At 42.5% G+C, this 16,564-nt stretch carries 20 protein-coding genes; 13 read left to right on the top strand and 7 right to left on the bottom strand.

Annotated features, from left to right (window positions below; genetic code table 11):
• Window positions 1–64: 64 nt before the first annotated feature.
• Window positions 65–928, bottom strand: coding sequence for an SDR family oxidoreductase (locus IAE45_RS05810; protein ID WP_200125371.1), 864 nt, complete (start codon window positions 926–928; stop codon window positions 65–67).
• A gap of 10 nt (window positions 929–938) precedes the next feature.
• Complete coding sequence (gene deoC, locus IAE45_RS05805; RefSeq protein WP_200125369.1) at window positions 939–1,640, bottom strand: deoxyribose-phosphate aldolase; 702 nt, start codon at window positions 1,638–1,640, stop codon at window positions 939–941.
• A gap of 163 nt (window positions 1,641–1,803) precedes the next feature.
• Here deoC and IAE45_RS05800 point away from each other — a divergent pair, with 163 nt between their 5' ends.
• The 8 genes from IAE45_RS05800 (at window position 1,804) to IAE45_RS05765 (ending at window position 7,123) form a co-directional block, all read left to right on the top strand.
• Window positions 1,804–2,217 carry a PTS sugar transporter subunit IIA gene (locus IAE45_RS05800; protein ID WP_005234206.1) on the top strand — a complete coding sequence of 138 codons (414 nt, stop codon included), beginning with the start codon at window positions 1,804–1,806 and terminating at the stop codon, window positions 2,215–2,217.
• Window positions 2,218–2,235: 18 nt separating this feature from the next.
• Entirely contained in the window at window positions 2,236–2,730 is a 495-nt protein-coding gene (locus IAE45_RS05795; protein ID WP_142424622.1) for a PTS system mannose/fructose/N-acetylgalactosamine-transporter subunit IIB, read from the top strand.
• Window positions 2,731–2,742: 12 nt separating this feature from the next.
• Window positions 2,743–3,573: a PTS mannose/fructose/sorbose/N-acetylgalactosamine transporter subunit IIC gene (locus IAE45_RS05790; protein WP_142424621.1), complete on the top strand. Its 831-nt coding sequence runs from the start codon at window positions 2,743–2,745 to the stop codon at window positions 3,571–3,573.
• 12 nt (window positions 3,574–3,585) lie between these two features.
• A complete protein-coding gene (locus IAE45_RS05785) occupies window positions 3,586–4,395 on the top strand; it encodes a PTS system mannose/fructose/sorbose family transporter subunit IID (protein WP_005234209.1) in 810 nt (269 codons plus the stop codon).
• A 36-nt stretch (window positions 4,396–4,431) separates the two neighbouring features.
• On the top strand, window positions 4,432–5,331 hold the full coding sequence (locus IAE45_RS05780; protein WP_200125367.1) for a class I mannose-6-phosphate isomerase: 900 nt from the start codon (window positions 4,432–4,434) through the stop codon (window positions 5,329–5,331).
• A gap of 42 nt (window positions 5,332–5,373) precedes the next feature.
• Entirely contained in the window at window positions 5,374–6,084 is a 711-nt protein-coding gene (locus IAE45_RS05775) for a GntR family transcriptional regulator (protein ID WP_200125365.1), read from the top strand.
• Between the two features lie 161 nt (window positions 6,085–6,245).
• Entirely contained in the window at window positions 6,246–6,353 is a 108-nt protein-coding gene (locus IAE45_RS05770) for a LacI family DNA-binding transcriptional regulator (RefSeq protein WP_200125363.1), read from the top strand.
• A gap of 2 nt (window positions 6,354–6,355) precedes the next feature.
• Window positions 6,356–7,123 carry a histidinol-phosphatase gene (locus IAE45_RS05765; RefSeq protein WP_200125361.1) on the top strand — a complete coding sequence of 256 codons (768 nt, stop codon included), beginning with the start codon at window positions 6,356–6,358 and terminating at the stop codon, window positions 7,121–7,123.
• A gap of 69 nt (window positions 7,124–7,192) precedes the next feature.
• On the opposite strand, the gene add is transcribed toward IAE45_RS05765, so the two are convergent.
• The 4 genes from add to IAE45_RS05745 form a co-directional block, all read right to left on the bottom strand.
• A complete protein-coding gene (add, locus tag IAE45_RS05760; RefSeq protein WP_200125359.1) occupies window positions 7,193–8,209 on the bottom strand; it encodes an adenosine deaminase in 1,017 nt (338 codons plus the stop codon).
• 152 nt (window positions 8,210–8,361) lie between these two features.
• A complete protein-coding gene (gene ald / locus IAE45_RS05755; RefSeq protein WP_200125357.1) occupies window positions 8,362–9,468 on the bottom strand; it encodes an alanine dehydrogenase in 1,107 nt (368 codons plus the stop codon).
• A gap of 147 nt (window positions 9,469–9,615) precedes the next feature.
• Window positions 9,616–10,338, bottom strand: a complete 723-nt coding sequence (locus tag IAE45_RS05750) for a C39 family peptidase (protein WP_200125355.1) — start codon at window positions 10,336–10,338, stop codon at window positions 9,616–9,618.
• Between the two features lie 100 nt (window positions 10,339–10,438).
• On the bottom strand, window positions 10,439–12,370 hold the full coding sequence (locus IAE45_RS05745; protein ID WP_200125353.1) for an ABC-F family ATP-binding cassette domain-containing protein: 1,932 nt from the start codon (window positions 12,368–12,370) through the stop codon (window positions 10,439–10,441).
• A 217-nt stretch (window positions 12,371–12,587) separates the two neighbouring features.
• Here IAE45_RS05745 and IAE45_RS05740 point away from each other — a divergent pair, with 217 nt between their 5' ends.
• Window positions 12,588–13,262 (top strand): redox-sensing transcriptional repressor Rex, encoded by a 675-nt coding sequence (locus IAE45_RS05740; protein WP_005228549.1) that lies wholly within the window; start codon window positions 12,588–12,590, stop codon window positions 13,260–13,262.
• Window positions 13,263–13,354: 92 nt separating this feature from the next.
• Here IAE45_RS05740 and IAE45_RS05735 read toward each other — a convergent pair whose 3' ends face one another.
• Complete coding sequence (locus tag IAE45_RS05735) at window positions 13,355–13,717, bottom strand: thioredoxin family protein (RefSeq protein WP_200125351.1); 363 nt, start codon at window positions 13,715–13,717, stop codon at window positions 13,355–13,357.
• A gap of 220 nt (window positions 13,718–13,937) precedes the next feature.
• Between IAE45_RS05735 and IAE45_RS05730 the strand changes: the two genes are divergently transcribed.
• The 4 genes from IAE45_RS05730 (at window position 13,938) to ruvX (ending at window position 16,562) form a co-directional block, all read left to right on the top strand.
• Window positions 13,938–14,885, top strand: coding sequence for a permease (locus IAE45_RS05730; RefSeq protein ID WP_077451875.1), 948 nt, complete (start codon window positions 13,938–13,940; stop codon window positions 14,883–14,885).
• A 3-nt stretch (window positions 14,886–14,888) separates the two neighbouring features.
• On the top strand, window positions 14,889–15,719 hold the full coding sequence (locus IAE45_RS05725) for a TIGR03943 family putative permease subunit (RefSeq protein WP_200125349.1): 831 nt from the start codon (window positions 14,889–14,891) through the stop codon (window positions 15,717–15,719).
• Between the two features lie 145 nt (window positions 15,720–15,864).
• Complete coding sequence (locus IAE45_RS05720) at window positions 15,865–16,131, top strand: IreB family regulatory phosphoprotein (protein ID WP_005228556.1); 267 nt, start codon at window positions 15,865–15,867, stop codon at window positions 16,129–16,131.
• Window positions 16,131–16,562 carry a Holliday junction resolvase RuvX gene (ruvX, locus tag IAE45_RS05715; protein ID WP_005234242.1) on the top strand — a complete coding sequence of 144 codons (432 nt, stop codon included), beginning with the start codon at window positions 16,131–16,133 and terminating at the stop codon, window positions 16,560–16,562. The genes IAE45_RS05720 and ruvX overlap by 1 nt, the downstream gene beginning before the upstream one ends.
• Window positions 16,563–16,564: the final 2 nt, after the last annotated feature.

The raw sequence follows: 16,564 nt of genomic DNA, 5'->3' as shown, positions 1-16,564 counted from the left end.
CATTGACAATCAATCGTACCGAATAATTCGTAGCCTTTTTGGCTAGGACTTTTGGAGATCATTTTTATTGCCAGCCAAAATCTTTCAGACATTCGATCACATCATTTTGAGAAGAAGATAGTGACAGACCATGGCTTTTTATTTTTTCAGTGGCTAAACGAAGATCACGAGGCGCCTGTGCGTAACGCTCCTCATCTGGCAAAACATACTTTCTACATAATTTTTCATCAAAGCCAAGCTCTTTGGCAATAAATGTCGCGAACGCATAGGTAGACAGTGAGTTCGTACTAGAAAAATGATAAATGCCAGTTGGTAGTTGAAGGATTTTTTCAAGCTGATCAGCAAATTTTTTGGCGTAAGTGAGTCCTCTTACCTCATGTACTGGAAAAGAGGTTGGCTGCTGATACAAGAAGGCATTTATTACCTGCTTGAGAATATTCGGGCTGGCAGAGACTTCGGGATAAGAAAGACCCATCATCCATGAAAGGCGTAAGATCAAATAATCGCAATCAAAGGTTCTTAGGAAGGTTTCGACAGCTAGTTTTTGTTGCCCATAGATCGATGCGCTTTTGGGCGAATCCGATTCTGAATAGGGACCGACTGCGTTATCGTTGAAGACTTGTTCAGTACTTAAAAAAATGAAGCGAGCATTCTTTTTTTTACAAATCTTTGCTAATTCAATTGCACTGTCCGTGTTCACTTTTTTTGTTTCAAAGGGATGTGCTTCACAGTCGGCCGTTTGGGTACGTGCAGCGGTATGGATGAGTATGTCAAACGTTTGCTTTTCAAAAAACTTATTGACGGCAGCTAAATCTTCATAATCGACATCCTTACGAGTGATAGGAAGAAATGTGAAGGTTTCGTGATTCTGTTTCTGAATCAAAGAGGCTATATAGCCGTTGGCTCCGGTAATCGCGATCGTAGTCATATACTCCTCCTTAAATAGTTATATACCCATCCAATGCGTCCGCTTTTAGTGTTTCGATGATTGAGATACCAGAACTTGTCCCAATGCGACTTGCTCCGAGTTGGATCATTTTTAAGAATGTTTCTGCATCACGGATACCACCTGCAGCTTTGATCGCTACATCCTCTCCTACATATTGTTTCATGAGTGTTATATCCTCGAAAGTCGCCCCAGATGGTGCAAATCCAGTGGAGGTTTTAATAAAATCTGGTCTGATTTCTTTGGCGATCTGACAAAGTGCAATCTTTTCTTCCTGAGTTAAATACGCATTCTCAAAAATAACTTTGGAAATAACTTGTTTTTCTCGGCACAAAGAAACGATGGTTTGCATTTCTTCTTTAAGATAATCCCAATTTTGGGCTTTTACTTCAGTGATATTGATAACATAGTCGATTTCAGTCGCACCATTTTCTATTGCATCTTTTGTTTCAAAGGCTTTTGCTGCAATTGATGTTTGTCCTAACGGAAATCCTATTGCTGCACCAATCCCAATATCCGTTTCCTTTAAGTGGGTATAGCATCGGTTAGATTGAACTTGGTTGATGGCAACCATTTTAAAGTGATACTCTTTTGCTTCCACGCACAAAATCTTTAAGTCTTCTTCGGTTGCAAATGGTTTTAAGTTTGTATGATCAATGAAACGAGCCAATTGATCAATCGAAAATTTTTTCATGGTTTCCCCTCCTGATATGTAATTACAAATCAGATGATACTTCACAATGACTTTTTTGTCAAATAGTTAAATATATTAATTTTACCTTATTGACAACGCTTACCTGATGGGTTTAGTATAAGGGTAACAATTTTATTTGTAATTACATATTGGAGGGGGAACAATGAAAGTGATCGTAGCATCTCATGGAAACTTTGGGACAGGGTTATTACAGAGCTATCAAATGATTGCTGGGGAGAATGATCAGTTGATAACGATTCAGTTGACAGATGCAGGTGTAGAGGCGTTCAAAGAACAGTTCTATCAAGTAATGGAGCAATTGAAGGGAGAGGAGGTTTTGATTCTTACAGATATCAAAGGAGGAACGCCTTTCAATGTTTCTTATAATTACTTATTAGAGCAAAAGAAACCAATCAAATTAGTTGCTGGTATGAATCTACCCATGCTCTTGGAAGTTGGTTTAGCAGTGGGAAGTCGATCGTTCGATGCTTTGTTTGATTTAGCGATTGCTGCAGGTAAAGATGGGGTGACTTTTATCGAGGACGATAATGAATTTGAGGATGAGAATATATTTTAAAGATAGGGGAGATTGAAGATGACAATAACTTTAGCACGTGTGGATGATCGAGTGATTCATGGGCAGACAACAACGAGATGGACAAAGTCACGACCGGTACAAGGAATTCTTGTTGTTGGCGATGATATCGCTCAAGATGAATTACGTAAAAAAGTCTTGAAGGCAGCTGCTGGTAATTTAAAACTAGGTATTTATACGACTGAGCAAGCAATAGAAAGTATCCCAAAAGGGAAACAATCGGAGAAAAATTTTTTCTTGATCAGTAATTCTCCACAAACATTTGCAGAACTTGTAAAACTGGGGGTTGATTTTGGAAAACAACTAAATATTGGGCCTATGAATACAAGAGAAGGTGCAAAAGTATTAGGTAGAACCGTAGCTATTGATCAAAAGGATTATGAGGCATTCGAGTATATCACATCAAAAGGAATCGAAGTTTTGTTTCAACTATTGCCAGATGACGATAGTAAAAGCTGGGAAACAATGAAGAAAAAATATGATTCTCTAGGATAAGGAGGAGACAAAATGAATGGGAGTTTATTATTGCCAGCATTGTTAACGGGGATATTCTGCTATTTAGGTGCGATTGAAAGTCCCTGGCTTTTTGGGATGAGTGGAGGGTTCTATGTTGTTGGTCGACCGCTTATCGCAGGATTTCTAACAGGGATCGCATTTGGGGATATTCAGGCGGGGGTTCTATGTGGATTAGCGGTTCAGGCAGTTTTCATTGCCAATCTTTCGACAGGGGGCGCGACAAACAGTGAAATTACCTATGCTGCTTATGGTGGCATCGGACTTGCATTAGCGACGACTAAAGATCCAGCAGTTGCAGTTACCTTAGCAATTTTAATTGGCCAAACATTTGGATTGATTTTTTATAATACACGAATGGCTTTGTATTCATTCTGGAATACGCGTGCTCAGACTGCGGCTGAAACGATCGATGAGCGAGGGATCGTCATGAACCATATCGTTTATCCACAGATCACAACCTTTTTGTTGAGAGCTGTCCCCATTTTTGCGGCGATTTTCTTTGGCCGAGGATTGGTTGATTGGTTGTTAAACAATGTCCCAGATGTCGTTACGGATATTATTTCTGTTTTAGGAGGCGTGCTACCTGCCTTGGGGATCGCAATGTTGATGGGAATCGTCATTAAAGAAAAAGCACATTTAGTGTTCTTTTTTGCAGGGTTTGTTTTGATGGCATTTGCCAACCTGAATATGATCGCACTTGTTTTCTTAGCGGCGATGGTTGCTTATATCGTTTATTTGAGTACAGGGAAGTCCACAATGACTCAAACGGCTTCAGAGGTTCAAGGAACAAATGTAGCTTATGAAGATGATGATTTGTTTTAGGAGGGGTTAATTATGGAGAATACATTAAGTAAAAAAGAATTGCGTAGCATATGGCGTCGTTGGGGATTCACTCATTTGTCGTCCATGAGTTATGAGAAATTGCAAGCACACGCATGGGCATATTCTTATATTCCATTTGCTGAAAAATATTACAAAAATGATCCTGAGGCAAAACGACGCTTGTTTTTGCGGCATTCAATGTTTTACAATACAGAACCCCAAACGGGACAACTGATCAATGGCATCGTGGCTTCATTGGAAGAAAAAATTGCTTTAGGTGCAGATGTACCAGAAGAAATGCCAATCAATATCAAAACTACATTGATGGGGCCACTCGCAGGAATCGGCGATTCAATCATTCAGGGAATTATTGTTCCAATCCTCTTGTCCATTGCAATGGGATTAGCTGCAGGTGGGAATCCATTAGGTCCACTCTTTTATTTAGTGAGCTATGGCATTATTGGACCATTGATTTCGTATATTTGTTTCATGAATGGTTATCGATTAGGTGTAAATGCGATTGATGTCATTGTTGGGGAAAATGCGAAACGAATCACTGATGCATTCAATATACTTGGGGTGATGGTAGTTGGCGGCTTAGCTGCATCCAATATTGCATTGACGACTGCCCTTGAAATCCCAATGGGTGAGGAGGTTCAGGCACTACAAACTGTATTAGATGGGATTTTCCCTAAGATTCTCCCCTTAGCAATGGTTTTACTTGCTTGGTATCTCTTGACCTCAAAACAAATGACTGCAACAAAAGTGATTTTAGTGTTGACGGTTATTTCTGCAGTAGGCGTTATCATCGGTGTGTTTTAGCAGGCGTTTGCCCAAGCAGATTAAGGAGGAATCGTTGTGTATATTTTAGTCCCTGAATTACGAGAGCGAGTATGGGGAACACCTCGTTTGAAGCACTATATTTCCAGCGCAAGTGCCAAAGTTGGCTCGATCTATTCTCTGAGCGGAATTCCAGAGATTGATTGCAAAGTGAGAGATCAGGAGGTGACTTTGAACCAACTGATCCAAGAAAACCCAGCAAAATTTGGCTTGCCGCTAGGAGCAGTTTATCCTCTGATCATTTCTTTTACGGCTTGTGATGAAGACCTGAGTATTCAAGTACATCCGACAGACCAAGTAGCAAGAGAAAAGGAAGGGATGCCTTATGGGAAAAGTGAAGCATGGTATTTTCTAGAAGCTCCGGAGAAAAAGTGGATCTATGCTGAACAACGGATTGCCGATAAAAAAAGTTTAGTACAAGCGATCGCTCAGGGAAGCTATTCTCGTCTATTAAAGGAATATCCTGTGTCTAAAGAAGATTTGATCTATATTCCCTCAGGCACGATCCACGCTCTGACCAAAGGAGCATTGGTCTATGAAATCCAGCAAGCAACCGACATTACGTATCGGTTTTATGATTACGACCGAACTGATGAATTTGGCAAAAAAAGACAATTACATGTAAAACGTGCAGTAGAAACGCTACAACCGATGCAAAAAGTCATCAAGACAACTTTTAAACTTGGCGAAGAAGTTCAACTAAGAGAATTCACGATCAAGCACTTAGTTGTCGAACAGACACTCAAGAATTCAGCTGATGTAGCGAGTGTCGTAACGATAGTAAATGGTGAGTTAAAAATAGCGGGATCAGTGTGTCAGTCGGGACAAAGTATTTTACTGTTGCCTCATGAGTGCATCTCAATAATTGGAAAAGCTGAAGCCATTATAGCGACTCCTCATATTTATTGGTCATCCTAACCTATGTTATAATGAAAGCAAGAATTAGAGGAGTAGGTGCCAATGAACATTCCGCTGCATAAGAAAATACGACAAGATATTTTGAATAAGATCGAGACAAATGAATATAGCGAAAATCAACTCATTCCTACTGAATTAGAACTAGCTGAAATCTATGGTGTCAGTCGTCCTACGATTCGTCAAGCCATTCAAGCGCTAGTCAATGAGGGCTATTTAGAGAAAAGAAAAAGACGAGGAACCATCGTACGTAAGCCCAAAATACAACAAGAATTTACCCATGTCATTGAAAGCTATGACTCTGAAATGTCACGCAAAGGATTAATGCCTGAAACACACGTCTTAAAATTTGGTGTGGTTCGTGCGACTGAGGAAGTTTCCGAAAATCTTGCCTTAGCACCAGGCGCTAAAGTATATAAGCTGACCCGTCTACGCTTTGCTGAAAAAAAACCGATAGTTTTGGTTACAAGTTATATCCCGTTTCATCTATTTCCAGAGTTGATTCATGCCGATTTTTCACAGGAGAAACTTTATCGTAAATTTGAGGAGATGGGGTATCCGATAAAAACAGTATCGCGAAAGCTAGAAGTGATCAAAGCTGAGGAGACAGCGAGCGATTTACTGGATATCGATTTAGATGAACCGTTGTTTTATTTCCATACCCAAGGGTTTTCTTATGATCGTTTACCAATCGAATACTCCATTTCGAAATATCGTGGAGATCTTAACTCCTTTATTTTTGAACTGTCTGAGTAATCGTGAGGAGTGAGGACTATTTATTAAATAGCAAAAAGCAGTTGAAGTATCCGTAATCAGGAAACTTCAACTGCTTTTTTTGTTTTATTGACCAAATATCTACGAAAATAGAGGGATAGTTTGTTATTATGTAAGAAAACGCTTTAATTAAAGGGGGGATAATGGGAAATATGCAAGATGTGGCAAAGCTTGCCAATGTGTCTGTGAACACCGTTTTACGAGTAATCAAGAAAAAATACGTGAGCGAAGTAACACAAAGGAGTGAATAACCATGTGGAAAGCAAACTATCATACCCACACAACTCGATGCAAACATGCACGGGATTCTGATGAAGACTATGTAATCAAAGCCATCCAAGCTGGCTTTAAGGAAATTGGCTTCGCTGATCATTGTCCCTGGCCCTTTGAGGATGGGTATGTCTCGCCCATGCGGATGGATGTTGCGCAATTGGAAGATTACGTTTCATCGGTGAAAAGCTTAAGGGAAAAATACCAAGGACAAATCGATGTGAAATTAGGATTAGAGTGTGAATATTTTGAAACAATGATCCCTTGGCTAGTTGCAGAGAAAGAAAGGCTGTCGATCGACTATTTGATTTTTGGCAATCACTTTCCTGAAATCGAAAGCAATCACTATTACGACCATACACCTGGGGATTCGGTAAAAGCGATCAAAGATTATCTCCGTGTTTCTTTACAGGGAATTGAATCAGAAATTTTTGCTTATATGGCACACCCAGATGTGTTCATGCGGGGCTATAAAATCTTCGATTCTCATTGTGAAGAAGTTGCCTACCGCTTATGTGAAAAAGCCAAAGAGTATCAGCTGCCGTTGGAGTATAATTTGGCAGGCTATACGAACGGTGGCTATCCGCATCCTGAATTTTGGAAGATCGCCAAGGAAGTCGGCTGCTCTTGTATTATTGGGATCGATGCCCACGAGAGTGCGGCTTTAACGAATACAGAAATTTACGAAAGAGCTCTTTTAGAAATCGATGCTTTGGGGTTAACACGGATCGATCGGCTCTTCTTTGCGTAAAGGAAAGAAAGTTGATCGTTTTGGAAATAAAACATGGACGCCGGTGGGGATCACTAGCGTCCATGTTTATTAGAATTGCCACTCTTGGATTTTTTTCAAGAGTACCGCTTTGTCGGAAGCTTCCGCAAAGGAATGCTGAGCGGCAGTTTCGTTTAAGAAGCGCATCTCTGATTCGGTCATGTCGCAATGATGAGCCATTTGCAGGTATTCATTGGTCAATGTCGTGTTGGAGACCGTTCGGTTATCGGTGTTCAAACAAAAAGGGACCTTGGCTTCCAGCCATTCTCTTAATGGGTATGCCGAGTATGTGGGAATCGCACGCGTATGAACATTGCTGGTAGGACAGCCTTCGATACAGCGATTTTGTTCTCGAACAAATGCTTGAGCAGTAGGATCTCCTTTTAAGGCGATGCCGTGGCCAATCCGCTGCGCACCGCTTTCGATGGCTTGATAAATGTTTTGCACACAGCCGCATTCGCCTGCATGTAAGGTCAGCTGGACACTTTGGTTCTTGAGGAACACTTGATAGCTGGCAGCTAAATCAGGGACGTACCCATCTTCTTCTGGACCTGCCAGATCAATGCCGACGACTTTTTCATCGGTAAGAGCGATCGCTTCATCAAAAATCGCCGTAATAGCTGGTAGGTCTTCTTGACGCATCCCAATGACCAAAACATTGCCTTTGATTGGGTAGCGTTCTTCTGCTCGTGCGATGCCTTCGATCACGGCTTGGATGGTCTGGCTGCAAGTAAGTCCTTTGTCCATCGATAAACTGGGAGCAAAGCGGATCTCAATATAAGCGACCCCATCATGAGCAGCTTGTTCCATCACGTCATAGGCGGCAGCTGCTAACGCTTCTTGTGTTTGCAGATACGGCCGAACGAAATCAAAACAGCTAAGGTAATCCCTCAGGTCATGACAATCCTTGGGGGCTTGCATCTGTGCTTTTACCGCTTCTATGTCTTGCTCGATCGGTAGTTCTTGCTGATTGGCGATGGCGATCAATGTTTCTGGACGAATGGAACCGTCGAGATGGCAGTGAAGTTCTACTTTGGGAAAAGCTTGGATTTGTTGTTGAGTAAGCACAGCGTTCCTCCTGTCTAGGTCGAATTTTTTTTAAGTATGAATATAGCATACTTCCAAAGCCTATGCTACCCAAAAAAGGAAATTCTCATAGAAAGCAAACCAGCAGCCGCGAATTACTTGTGCGGCTGCTGGTTTTATTGTGGGAGAGTGGCTCAAATCAATTCCGATAGATCGGTAAAAGGCAATGACAGATCATGAGCAGCTTCTTTTGAAGTAAATGCGCCCTCATAGGCGATGACCCCTTTGGCAAGGGCCTCGTTTTCTCGCAACGCTGCTAAAGGATCTTTTGCTAGCTGCTGGGCATATGGTAAGGTGGCAATGCTCAATGCGATGGTTGCCGTTTGCGGCACAGCACCTGGCATATTCGCCACTGCATAGTGAATAACTTCTTCCCGGATATAGGTTGGCTCGTCGTGGGTGGTGACTTTGTCTTCAGTCTCGAAAATTCCGCCTTGGTCAATGGCAATATCGACGATCACGGATTTTTCAGGCATCTGTTTCACCATGTCGCGGGTCACTAAGCACGGGGCTTTTTGTCCTGGCAATAAAACGGCTCCTACCACCAAGTCTGCGGATTGGATCGTTCGTTCGATATTCAAGCGATTGGAATACAAGGTTTGGACTTGACCAGAAAATTGTCGATCCAGCTCTTGTAAGCGTGGGATCGAAACGTCTAAAATCGTCACTTGTGCGCCTAGACCTACGGCGACTCTCGCGGCATTCTCACCGGCAACGCCACCACCAATGATCGTTACCCGACCTTGACGGACGCCGGGAACACCTGAAAGCAGGATCCCTTTTCCACCATAAATTTTTTCGAGAAATTGCGCGCCGATTTGAACAGACATTCTTCCAGCGATCTCACTCATGGGGGACAGCAGAGGTAGGGTGCCGTTCGCCAGCTGGACGTTCTCATAAGCAACAGCAATCACTTTGCTGTCGATCAATGCTTGAGCAAGCTGTTGATTGGCGGCTACGTGGAAATAGGTGAATAAAACCAGTCCCTCATGCAAAAAGGGGTATTCTTCTGGTAAAGGTTCTTTGACTTTCATAACCAATTCAGAGGCCCAAACCTCTTCAACGGTAGTAATCGTAGCGCCGACTTCCTGATACGCTTGATCAGAAAAGGTTGATCCTGCACCAGCGCCTTGTTCAACGAAGACTTCGTGTCCGTCTTGGACTAACTCATAGACTCCCGAGGGCGGCAATGCCACACGATTTTCATTGTTCTTGATTTCTTTGGGGATACCGATTTTCATAGAGTTCACACCTTTCTTTCTTCCATTATAATAGAAAGCGGATTCCTAAGGGGAGAAAGAATGGTTTTTTTATTAAAAAAGTAAGATCCAGTTGCTGCTTTCGGGACGACAAAGAAAAAAGCCCCCAATGGGACTTTTTTCGATCAATCAGCTGAAGGTCCAAAAGCGCAAGCTTTGATTAGCGATTTCATCTAGTGTGTAATAGATAGAGTAATGGGATTTTTCTGGATCATCATTGGGATCTAAGACAAACACTTGATCGTCCATCATTCCACCTAAGACCATAATATGGCCGCCATCTGTAAATTCCCCTGGAGTCACAGAAACGATGACGGGATGATTTTGTTGCAAGTAGGCTTCAACACTAGCTAGGTCAGTACTAAGATCATAATAGTTGTAGCCGTTTGCATCGGCAAAGTCAGAAAAAATCCGCCAGTCCGTTCCTTGGCCGCCAACGTAATAATGATCTCCTGCCCAATCGAGGACTTCCAGTGGCGAAATGGGATAGCCTTCAAGATAGGATTGAACCATCGCAAGAGAAGCAATCGCACAGCCATTTTCTGCTAAGGTTTGGCTGCCGTCATTGCCATAGGATCTATCGGCCCATTCTTCGTTCGTCTGCAGGAAAATCGGTGTTGTGATGTCCATTTCCCCTAAGTAAGCATTGATGTCTTCACTAAAAATAGCTTGAGAATAAACATATTCGTCGTCATAACTCTCATCATAGGCAACGGCGATAGACACGTGTTCGGACAACTCTCCGTACAACACGTGATGAGAGATTCGATTGAACCCTATCCAAATCAACACCAATCCTGCTAAAACAATCATTGGCCGACGCTTTCGATAAACATCTGTCTGTTTTTGCATTTTTCCCTCCTTGTTTTACGAATCGTACGTATTCATCCTGTTCTTTTAAGTAGAACAAAGGAGGGGGCGATTGTCATCGGCCTACAGACCGATGACACGATCAACTGTCAAATGCCTCTAGTTCTAAGCTAGTATTTTCCCATGCTTCTAATAGGGCTTCTTGTTCAGTGCGGGCTTGTTCTAACGCTTGATTCAACGCGGTCAATTTTACATGATCATTCAACGCTTCTGGTGCGGTCATGTCTTGTTCCAGTTGCTGGATCGTTTCTTCTATCGTGGCAAGCTCTTCTTCGATTTGGGCGACTTTTCGCTGTAAGGTTCTAACGGCTTTTTGCTGTTCTTTGCTTTGGACAAAGGTTTGTTTGCCCGCTGAAATGATGGTTTCGGTTGTTTTTGCTTCCAGCATCGCTGCGATCTCAGCTTCTTCTTGTTTCTTTTCTAAATAATAATCGTAATCGCCTAGATAGAGCTTGCTGCCGTTTTCAGACAGTTCCACGACCTTTGTAGCGATTCGATTGATAAAGTAGCGGTCGTGAGATACGAAGAACAACGTGCCTTCATAATCGATCAGGGCATTTTCTAAGACTTCTTTGCTGTCGATGTCTAAGTGGTTGGTTGGCTCATCCAAAATCAAGAAATTGTCATGGTCCATGGCTAATTTTGCCAAAGCGACACGGGCTTTTTCGCCACCGCTTAACAGCGTGATCGGCTTTTCAACATCTTCTCCCGAAAATAAGAAGCTGCCTAATATATTGCGAATCTCGACTTCAGGTGTGGTACTGTGGTCATCCCAAAGCTCATGGAGGATCGTTTTGGTTGAGTGCAGATCGGATTGAGTTTGGTCATAGTACCCGATTGTGACATTGGCGCCAAAATGGACCTTTCCTTGAATAAAGGGGATTTTATGAATCAGTGATTTCAGTAAGGTTGATTTGCCGATCCCATTCGGTCCTACTAAAGCGATCGCATCTTTGCGCCGAACATCTAAGTCGATGGGCGCCGATAAGACTTCTTCTTCAGAATAACCGATAGCGGCATTTTCTACTTGCATTACAACATTTCCTGAAGGTTTTTCAATGGAAAAAAGGAAGTGGGCGGACTTTTCATCTCCTTGCGGGCGATCCAACCGGTCCATTTTCTCCAATTGCTTACGGCGACTTTGCGCGCGTTTGGTGGTAGAGGCACGGACAAGATTGCGGGCAACAAAGTCTTCCAGTTTATTGATTTCTTCTTGCTGCTTTTCAAAGGCTTTCCATTCGCTTTGCAGCTGTTCGGCTTTCAGGGTCAAATAGCGGCTGTAATTGCCTTTGTAGTGGCGCATTTTTTGGCGACTCAGTTCGTAGACTTCGTTGACGACTTTGTCTAGGAAGTAACGGTCATGGGAAACGATCAGCAACGCACCGGCATATCCTTGTAGATAGTTTTCCAGCCAAGATAACGTTTCGATGTCTAAATGGTTGGTCGGCTCATCCAGGATCAAGATATCAGGTTTTTGCAGCAGCATTTTTGCTAATGCCAAGCGGGTTTTTTGACCACCGGAAAGGGTATTGATAGCTTGCGTGTAAAAAGAAGGATCAAACTGAAAACCGTGCAAGACGGAGCGAATTTCATTTTCATAGCCATAGCCGTTTTTTTCTGCAAATTCATGTTGCAACTGGTCGTATTCTTTCAGGAGATTGCCAGAGTCAGCAGCAGGATCTGCTTCGGAGATGGCGATCTCTAAGGTACGCATGCGCTGCTCCATCTGTCGAACCGTTGCAAAAGCTCCTAGCATTTCTTCCCAAACGGTGGCCTCACTAGCAAGTCCGGTATCTTGAGCTAAGTAGCCCATCGTAGCGGTCTTGTTTTTAGCGATCGTTCCTTTATCAGGACTTTCGAGTCCAGCAATAATTTTCAGTAGCGTTGATTTACCAGCACCGTTGCGCCCAACAAGCGCGATTCGGGAATTGCTGGCAATCTCTAATTGGATATTTTCAAATAAAACCTCGGCTCCGAAAAGACGGGCGATTTGGTTGGCTTGTAATAAAATCATGTGTATGTCATTCCTATCTTTAAGAAACTTGTCTGTATCAAGGTTGCAATACTACAAGTCTATCATATTTTAGGGGAAACGGCGATTGGGAAAAAGTTTGATTTTACCATTATAAAATTTATATTTCAAATTATGAGCATTCAAATTGATTTTTGAACAATGTATTTGTTATGATAGCTTCATCACAAGTGAATTTTTCACAATGGGGGAGTATTCTTTGAAAGATCATCAAATTCCAAAGGCAACAGCGAAGCGATTGCCTTTATATTATCGTTACTTGCGTATTTTGCACCAAGCAGGCAAATTAAAAGTTTCTTCGACCGAACTAAGTGAAGCTGTTCAAGTTGATAGTGCGACGATCCGCCGCGACTTTTCCTACTTTGGTGAATTAGGAAAACGCGGCTACGGCTATGATGTTGAAAGCTTGATGCAGTTCTTTGCGAAGACATTGAACGAAGACCACATGACGAATGTAGCTTTAGTCGGTGTCGGAAACTTGGGGAGCGCCTTGTTGAAATACAAATTTCACCAAAGCAACAGCATTCGGATCAGTGCCGCATTTGATGTCAACGAAGATCTAGTTGGTCGAATCGTAGATGGTGTGCCGGTCTATCCAATGGATGACATGAAGGAACAAGTGAAGATCCAGCAGATCGATGTGGCTATTTTGACGGTTCCCGCACAACATTCACAAGATTTAGTGAACGAGCTTGTGAAAGCTGGCATTAAAGGAATCTTGAACTTTACACCTGCGCGAATCACCGCACCAAAAGGCGTGCTGATTCAAAACGTTGACTTAACCAATGAATTGCAAACATTGATTTATTTCTTGCATTCAGGCAACGTCTTGTCACATGAAGAACCAGTAGAAGAACCATCACTAAGCGAATAATCGCTTCACATAAATAGGAACCAGCAAAACAGCTGCCAGATCGTAGTATATACAAGGATCTGACAGCTGTTTTTTTCTTTCATTCACTGAACTTACTCGTCTAACTGGTCAAAAAGTGATTCGTAGGAATCTTGCTCCTCATCGCTTGTGAGCGCTTCTTGATACCGCAAGATTTGTTGAGTCAAACGTGTAAAATCGATGATGCGGGCTTCACGATGCACTTCTTTCCCATTCGCGAACAAGAGGACGACGGGAACCGTTAAGACCGAAAATAAACTGGCTGCTTCTGGCTCTGCCAGCGTGTTGATGGTAAATAGTGGGAGTTGTTGGGTTTGTGCCAGTGTTTGGATGCGTGGTTTGTCCGCAACACAAATACTGCAATTTGGTTGAGAGAGATAGAGTAGTGCCAACGGATGTTGGGCGAGCTGCTCTTGGATCGGTTGATTTTTTTGCATAAGTCATTCCTCCATGGAAAATGTACGCTGTTCTTGAGGAAAAGTCAAAATATCTGCTAGTAGCTGATCGCTTAGGTGAGTAAGAAGGAGTTTAAGATAAGGGAAATCTAAAGCAACGATTAAAAAAACAGGCTGCTTTAAAAAAAACGTTGTATAAAAAAAGGAAAAAACGTATAGTAATTCCAGCGTTTCGAATTTATTGATAAAGAAGGTTAAAGTTATGTTTCAGGCATTACCGAATTCTGTCCTGCAAATGAGTGTTATTTTTTTATCTATCGTCATTGAAGCCTTGCCCTTTGTCCTATTGGGCTGCTTGATCTCAGGCGCCTTACAAGTCTTCTTGACGCCAGAAAGAGTCACGAGACTCTTACCAAAAAACAAATTGGCATCGATCACAGTTGGTTGTGGTCTGGGGGTCTTTTTTCCTTCCTGCGAATGCGGGATCGTACCGATCGTCAATCAGTTCGTAAAAAAAGAAGTGCCAGTGTATACGGCGTTTGCCTTTATGTTAACTGCGCCGATCATCAATCCTATCGTGATTTTTTCTACATTCATTGCCTTTGGAAATTCCGCGAAGTTTGCCTTTTTGCGTGTACTGGGCAGCTTATTGGTCGCAATGGTCGTGGGGATCTGGCTGGCGTATTTTAACAAACAAGAGGTCTTAAAAACACGGCTTGCCAATCAATTAAGTGGCGGGAATGAGCAGGCAGCTCACCCACACCATCATGGGCATGATCACGCCCACCATCAAACTGAAAAGACCAGTCATCCGCTCCTTCGGCAGATTCGTCATTTGCTGCAACATAGTTTGGATGAGTTTTTCGATACTGGGCGTTATTTGATCATTGGTGCGTTGATCGCCTCAGCGATGCAGACCTATCTGCCAACTGGCTTGATGCTGACATTAGGTTCCACGAAGCTGCTAGCGGTCTTCGTCATGCTGCTGTTGGCACTGACATTATCCCTATGTTCCGAAGCAGATGCCTTTATCGGCTCTTCGTTGTTGAGTTTATTCGGCACTGGACCAGTCGTCGGTTTTCTGGTTTTTGGTCCAATGGTAGATATTAAAAACCTGTTGATGATGAAGCGGTACTTTTCGGGGCGTTTTATCGCTTCTTTAGTTGGTTTAGTCGCAATCGTCGTTTCAATTTATGCATGGGTGGTGTAAAGAATGATTCGTTTTTTGATCTTATCAGGCTATTTTGAATTAATGATGTATTTGCAAGTGACGGGCAAACTCAATCAGTTTATCAACATTCATTATCGCTATCTCGCTATTTTATCTATGATCATTTCTTTATTGTTGGCTTTGGTCCAGCTGTACTTTTGGGTCAAACAAGAGCCTGAGCATCATCATGACGACGAACACCAGCATGGATTAGAGAAAAAATACCAACGAGTGATTGCGTATTTTCTATTAGCCTTACCGATCATCGTGGGTCTCTTTTTCCCCACCGTTAGCTTGGATACGACGATCGTTGAAGCAAAAGGGTTTAATTTCCCCCTAAGTGAAGAATCTGTAGGGGATCCAGAAATGACGACCCAATATCTGAAACCCGATACAAGTCTTTATTTTAACAAAGAAGATTATGACACTCAGATGGATGCCGCATTGGCACGTTACGCCAAAGATGAGACGATTGCGGTAACGGAAGAAAATTACTTGGAAGTCATGGAGTTGATCTATACGTACCCGAGTGAATTCATTGGTAAGAAAATCACCTATGATGGATTTGTGTACCATGCAGATCAAGATGATGCCAATGAAATCTTTTTGTTTCGTTTTGGCATTATCCATTGTGTGGCTGATTCAGGCGTTTTTGGCTTGCGAGTGGAATTACCTCAACAAACAACGGCAGAAAATAACCAGTGGCTCCACGTGGAAGGGACGATCCAATCGAAGTACTATCAACCCTTCAAACGGGACTTGCCGATGGTGGTAGCAGACCAAGAGAAGACGATTGAAGCACCAGAAAATCAGTATGTCTATCGCGCTTTCTAGCTTTTTTTAAGAAAGTTCATAAAAACATCATAAACCTTTGTTATAATGGAGAAAATCTAAGCATATGTTTGTAGTTTTATCAAACGTTTAGTACAATATAGAAGGAACATATGCTAAAATCTATACAAAAGAGAGGTGTCGTGAAATGGGTTTTACAGATGAAACAGTTCGCTTTGATTTTGATGATAGCCGTAAAAAAGAAGTCAGCGAAACATTAGCTATCGTCTACCGAGCATTAGAGGAAAAAGGATACAATCCGATCAATCAAATCGTCGGTTATCTCCTTTCTGGCGACCCGGCTTACATTCCTCGTTATCGGGATGCCCGGAATTTGATTCGTCGTCACGAGCGGGATGAGATCATGGAAGTTCTGATCCGTTATTATTTAGGCAATCACGGGATCAACCTATAATGAGAATCATGGGATTGGATGTTGGTTCGCGGACAGTCGGCGTGGCGGTCAGTGACCCAATGGGCTGGACAGCACAAGGGATTGAGATCATTCGCATCAATGAAGATGAAGGCAATTTCGGTTATGATCGACTTGCTGAATTGGTGAAAGAATATGAAGTCTCACGTTTTGTGGTAGGACTACCTAAAAATATGAATAATACGATCGGACCTAGAGCGGAAGCTTCTATGGCTTACGGCGCAGCGATCGAACAGCAATTCGGTTTGCCGGTCGTTTACCAAGACGAACGTCTGACGACCGTTCAAGCAGAACGAATGCTGGTAGAACAGGCGAATACCTCGCGTGCCAAACGAAAAAAAGTGATTGATAAATTAGCAGCAGTCATGATTTTGCAGAATTATTTAGATGGTGCTGGGAAACAGCTGTTTTAATT

It is taken from the genome of Enterococcus sp. S53 (genome assembly GCF_016516865.1).
Classification (GTDB): Bacteria; Bacillota; Bacilli; order Lactobacillales; family Enterococcaceae; genus Enterococcus_D; species Enterococcus_D innesii.
Note: the sequence above shows the minus strand (reverse complement) of the source record. Positions and strands in the feature narration are given on the sequence as shown.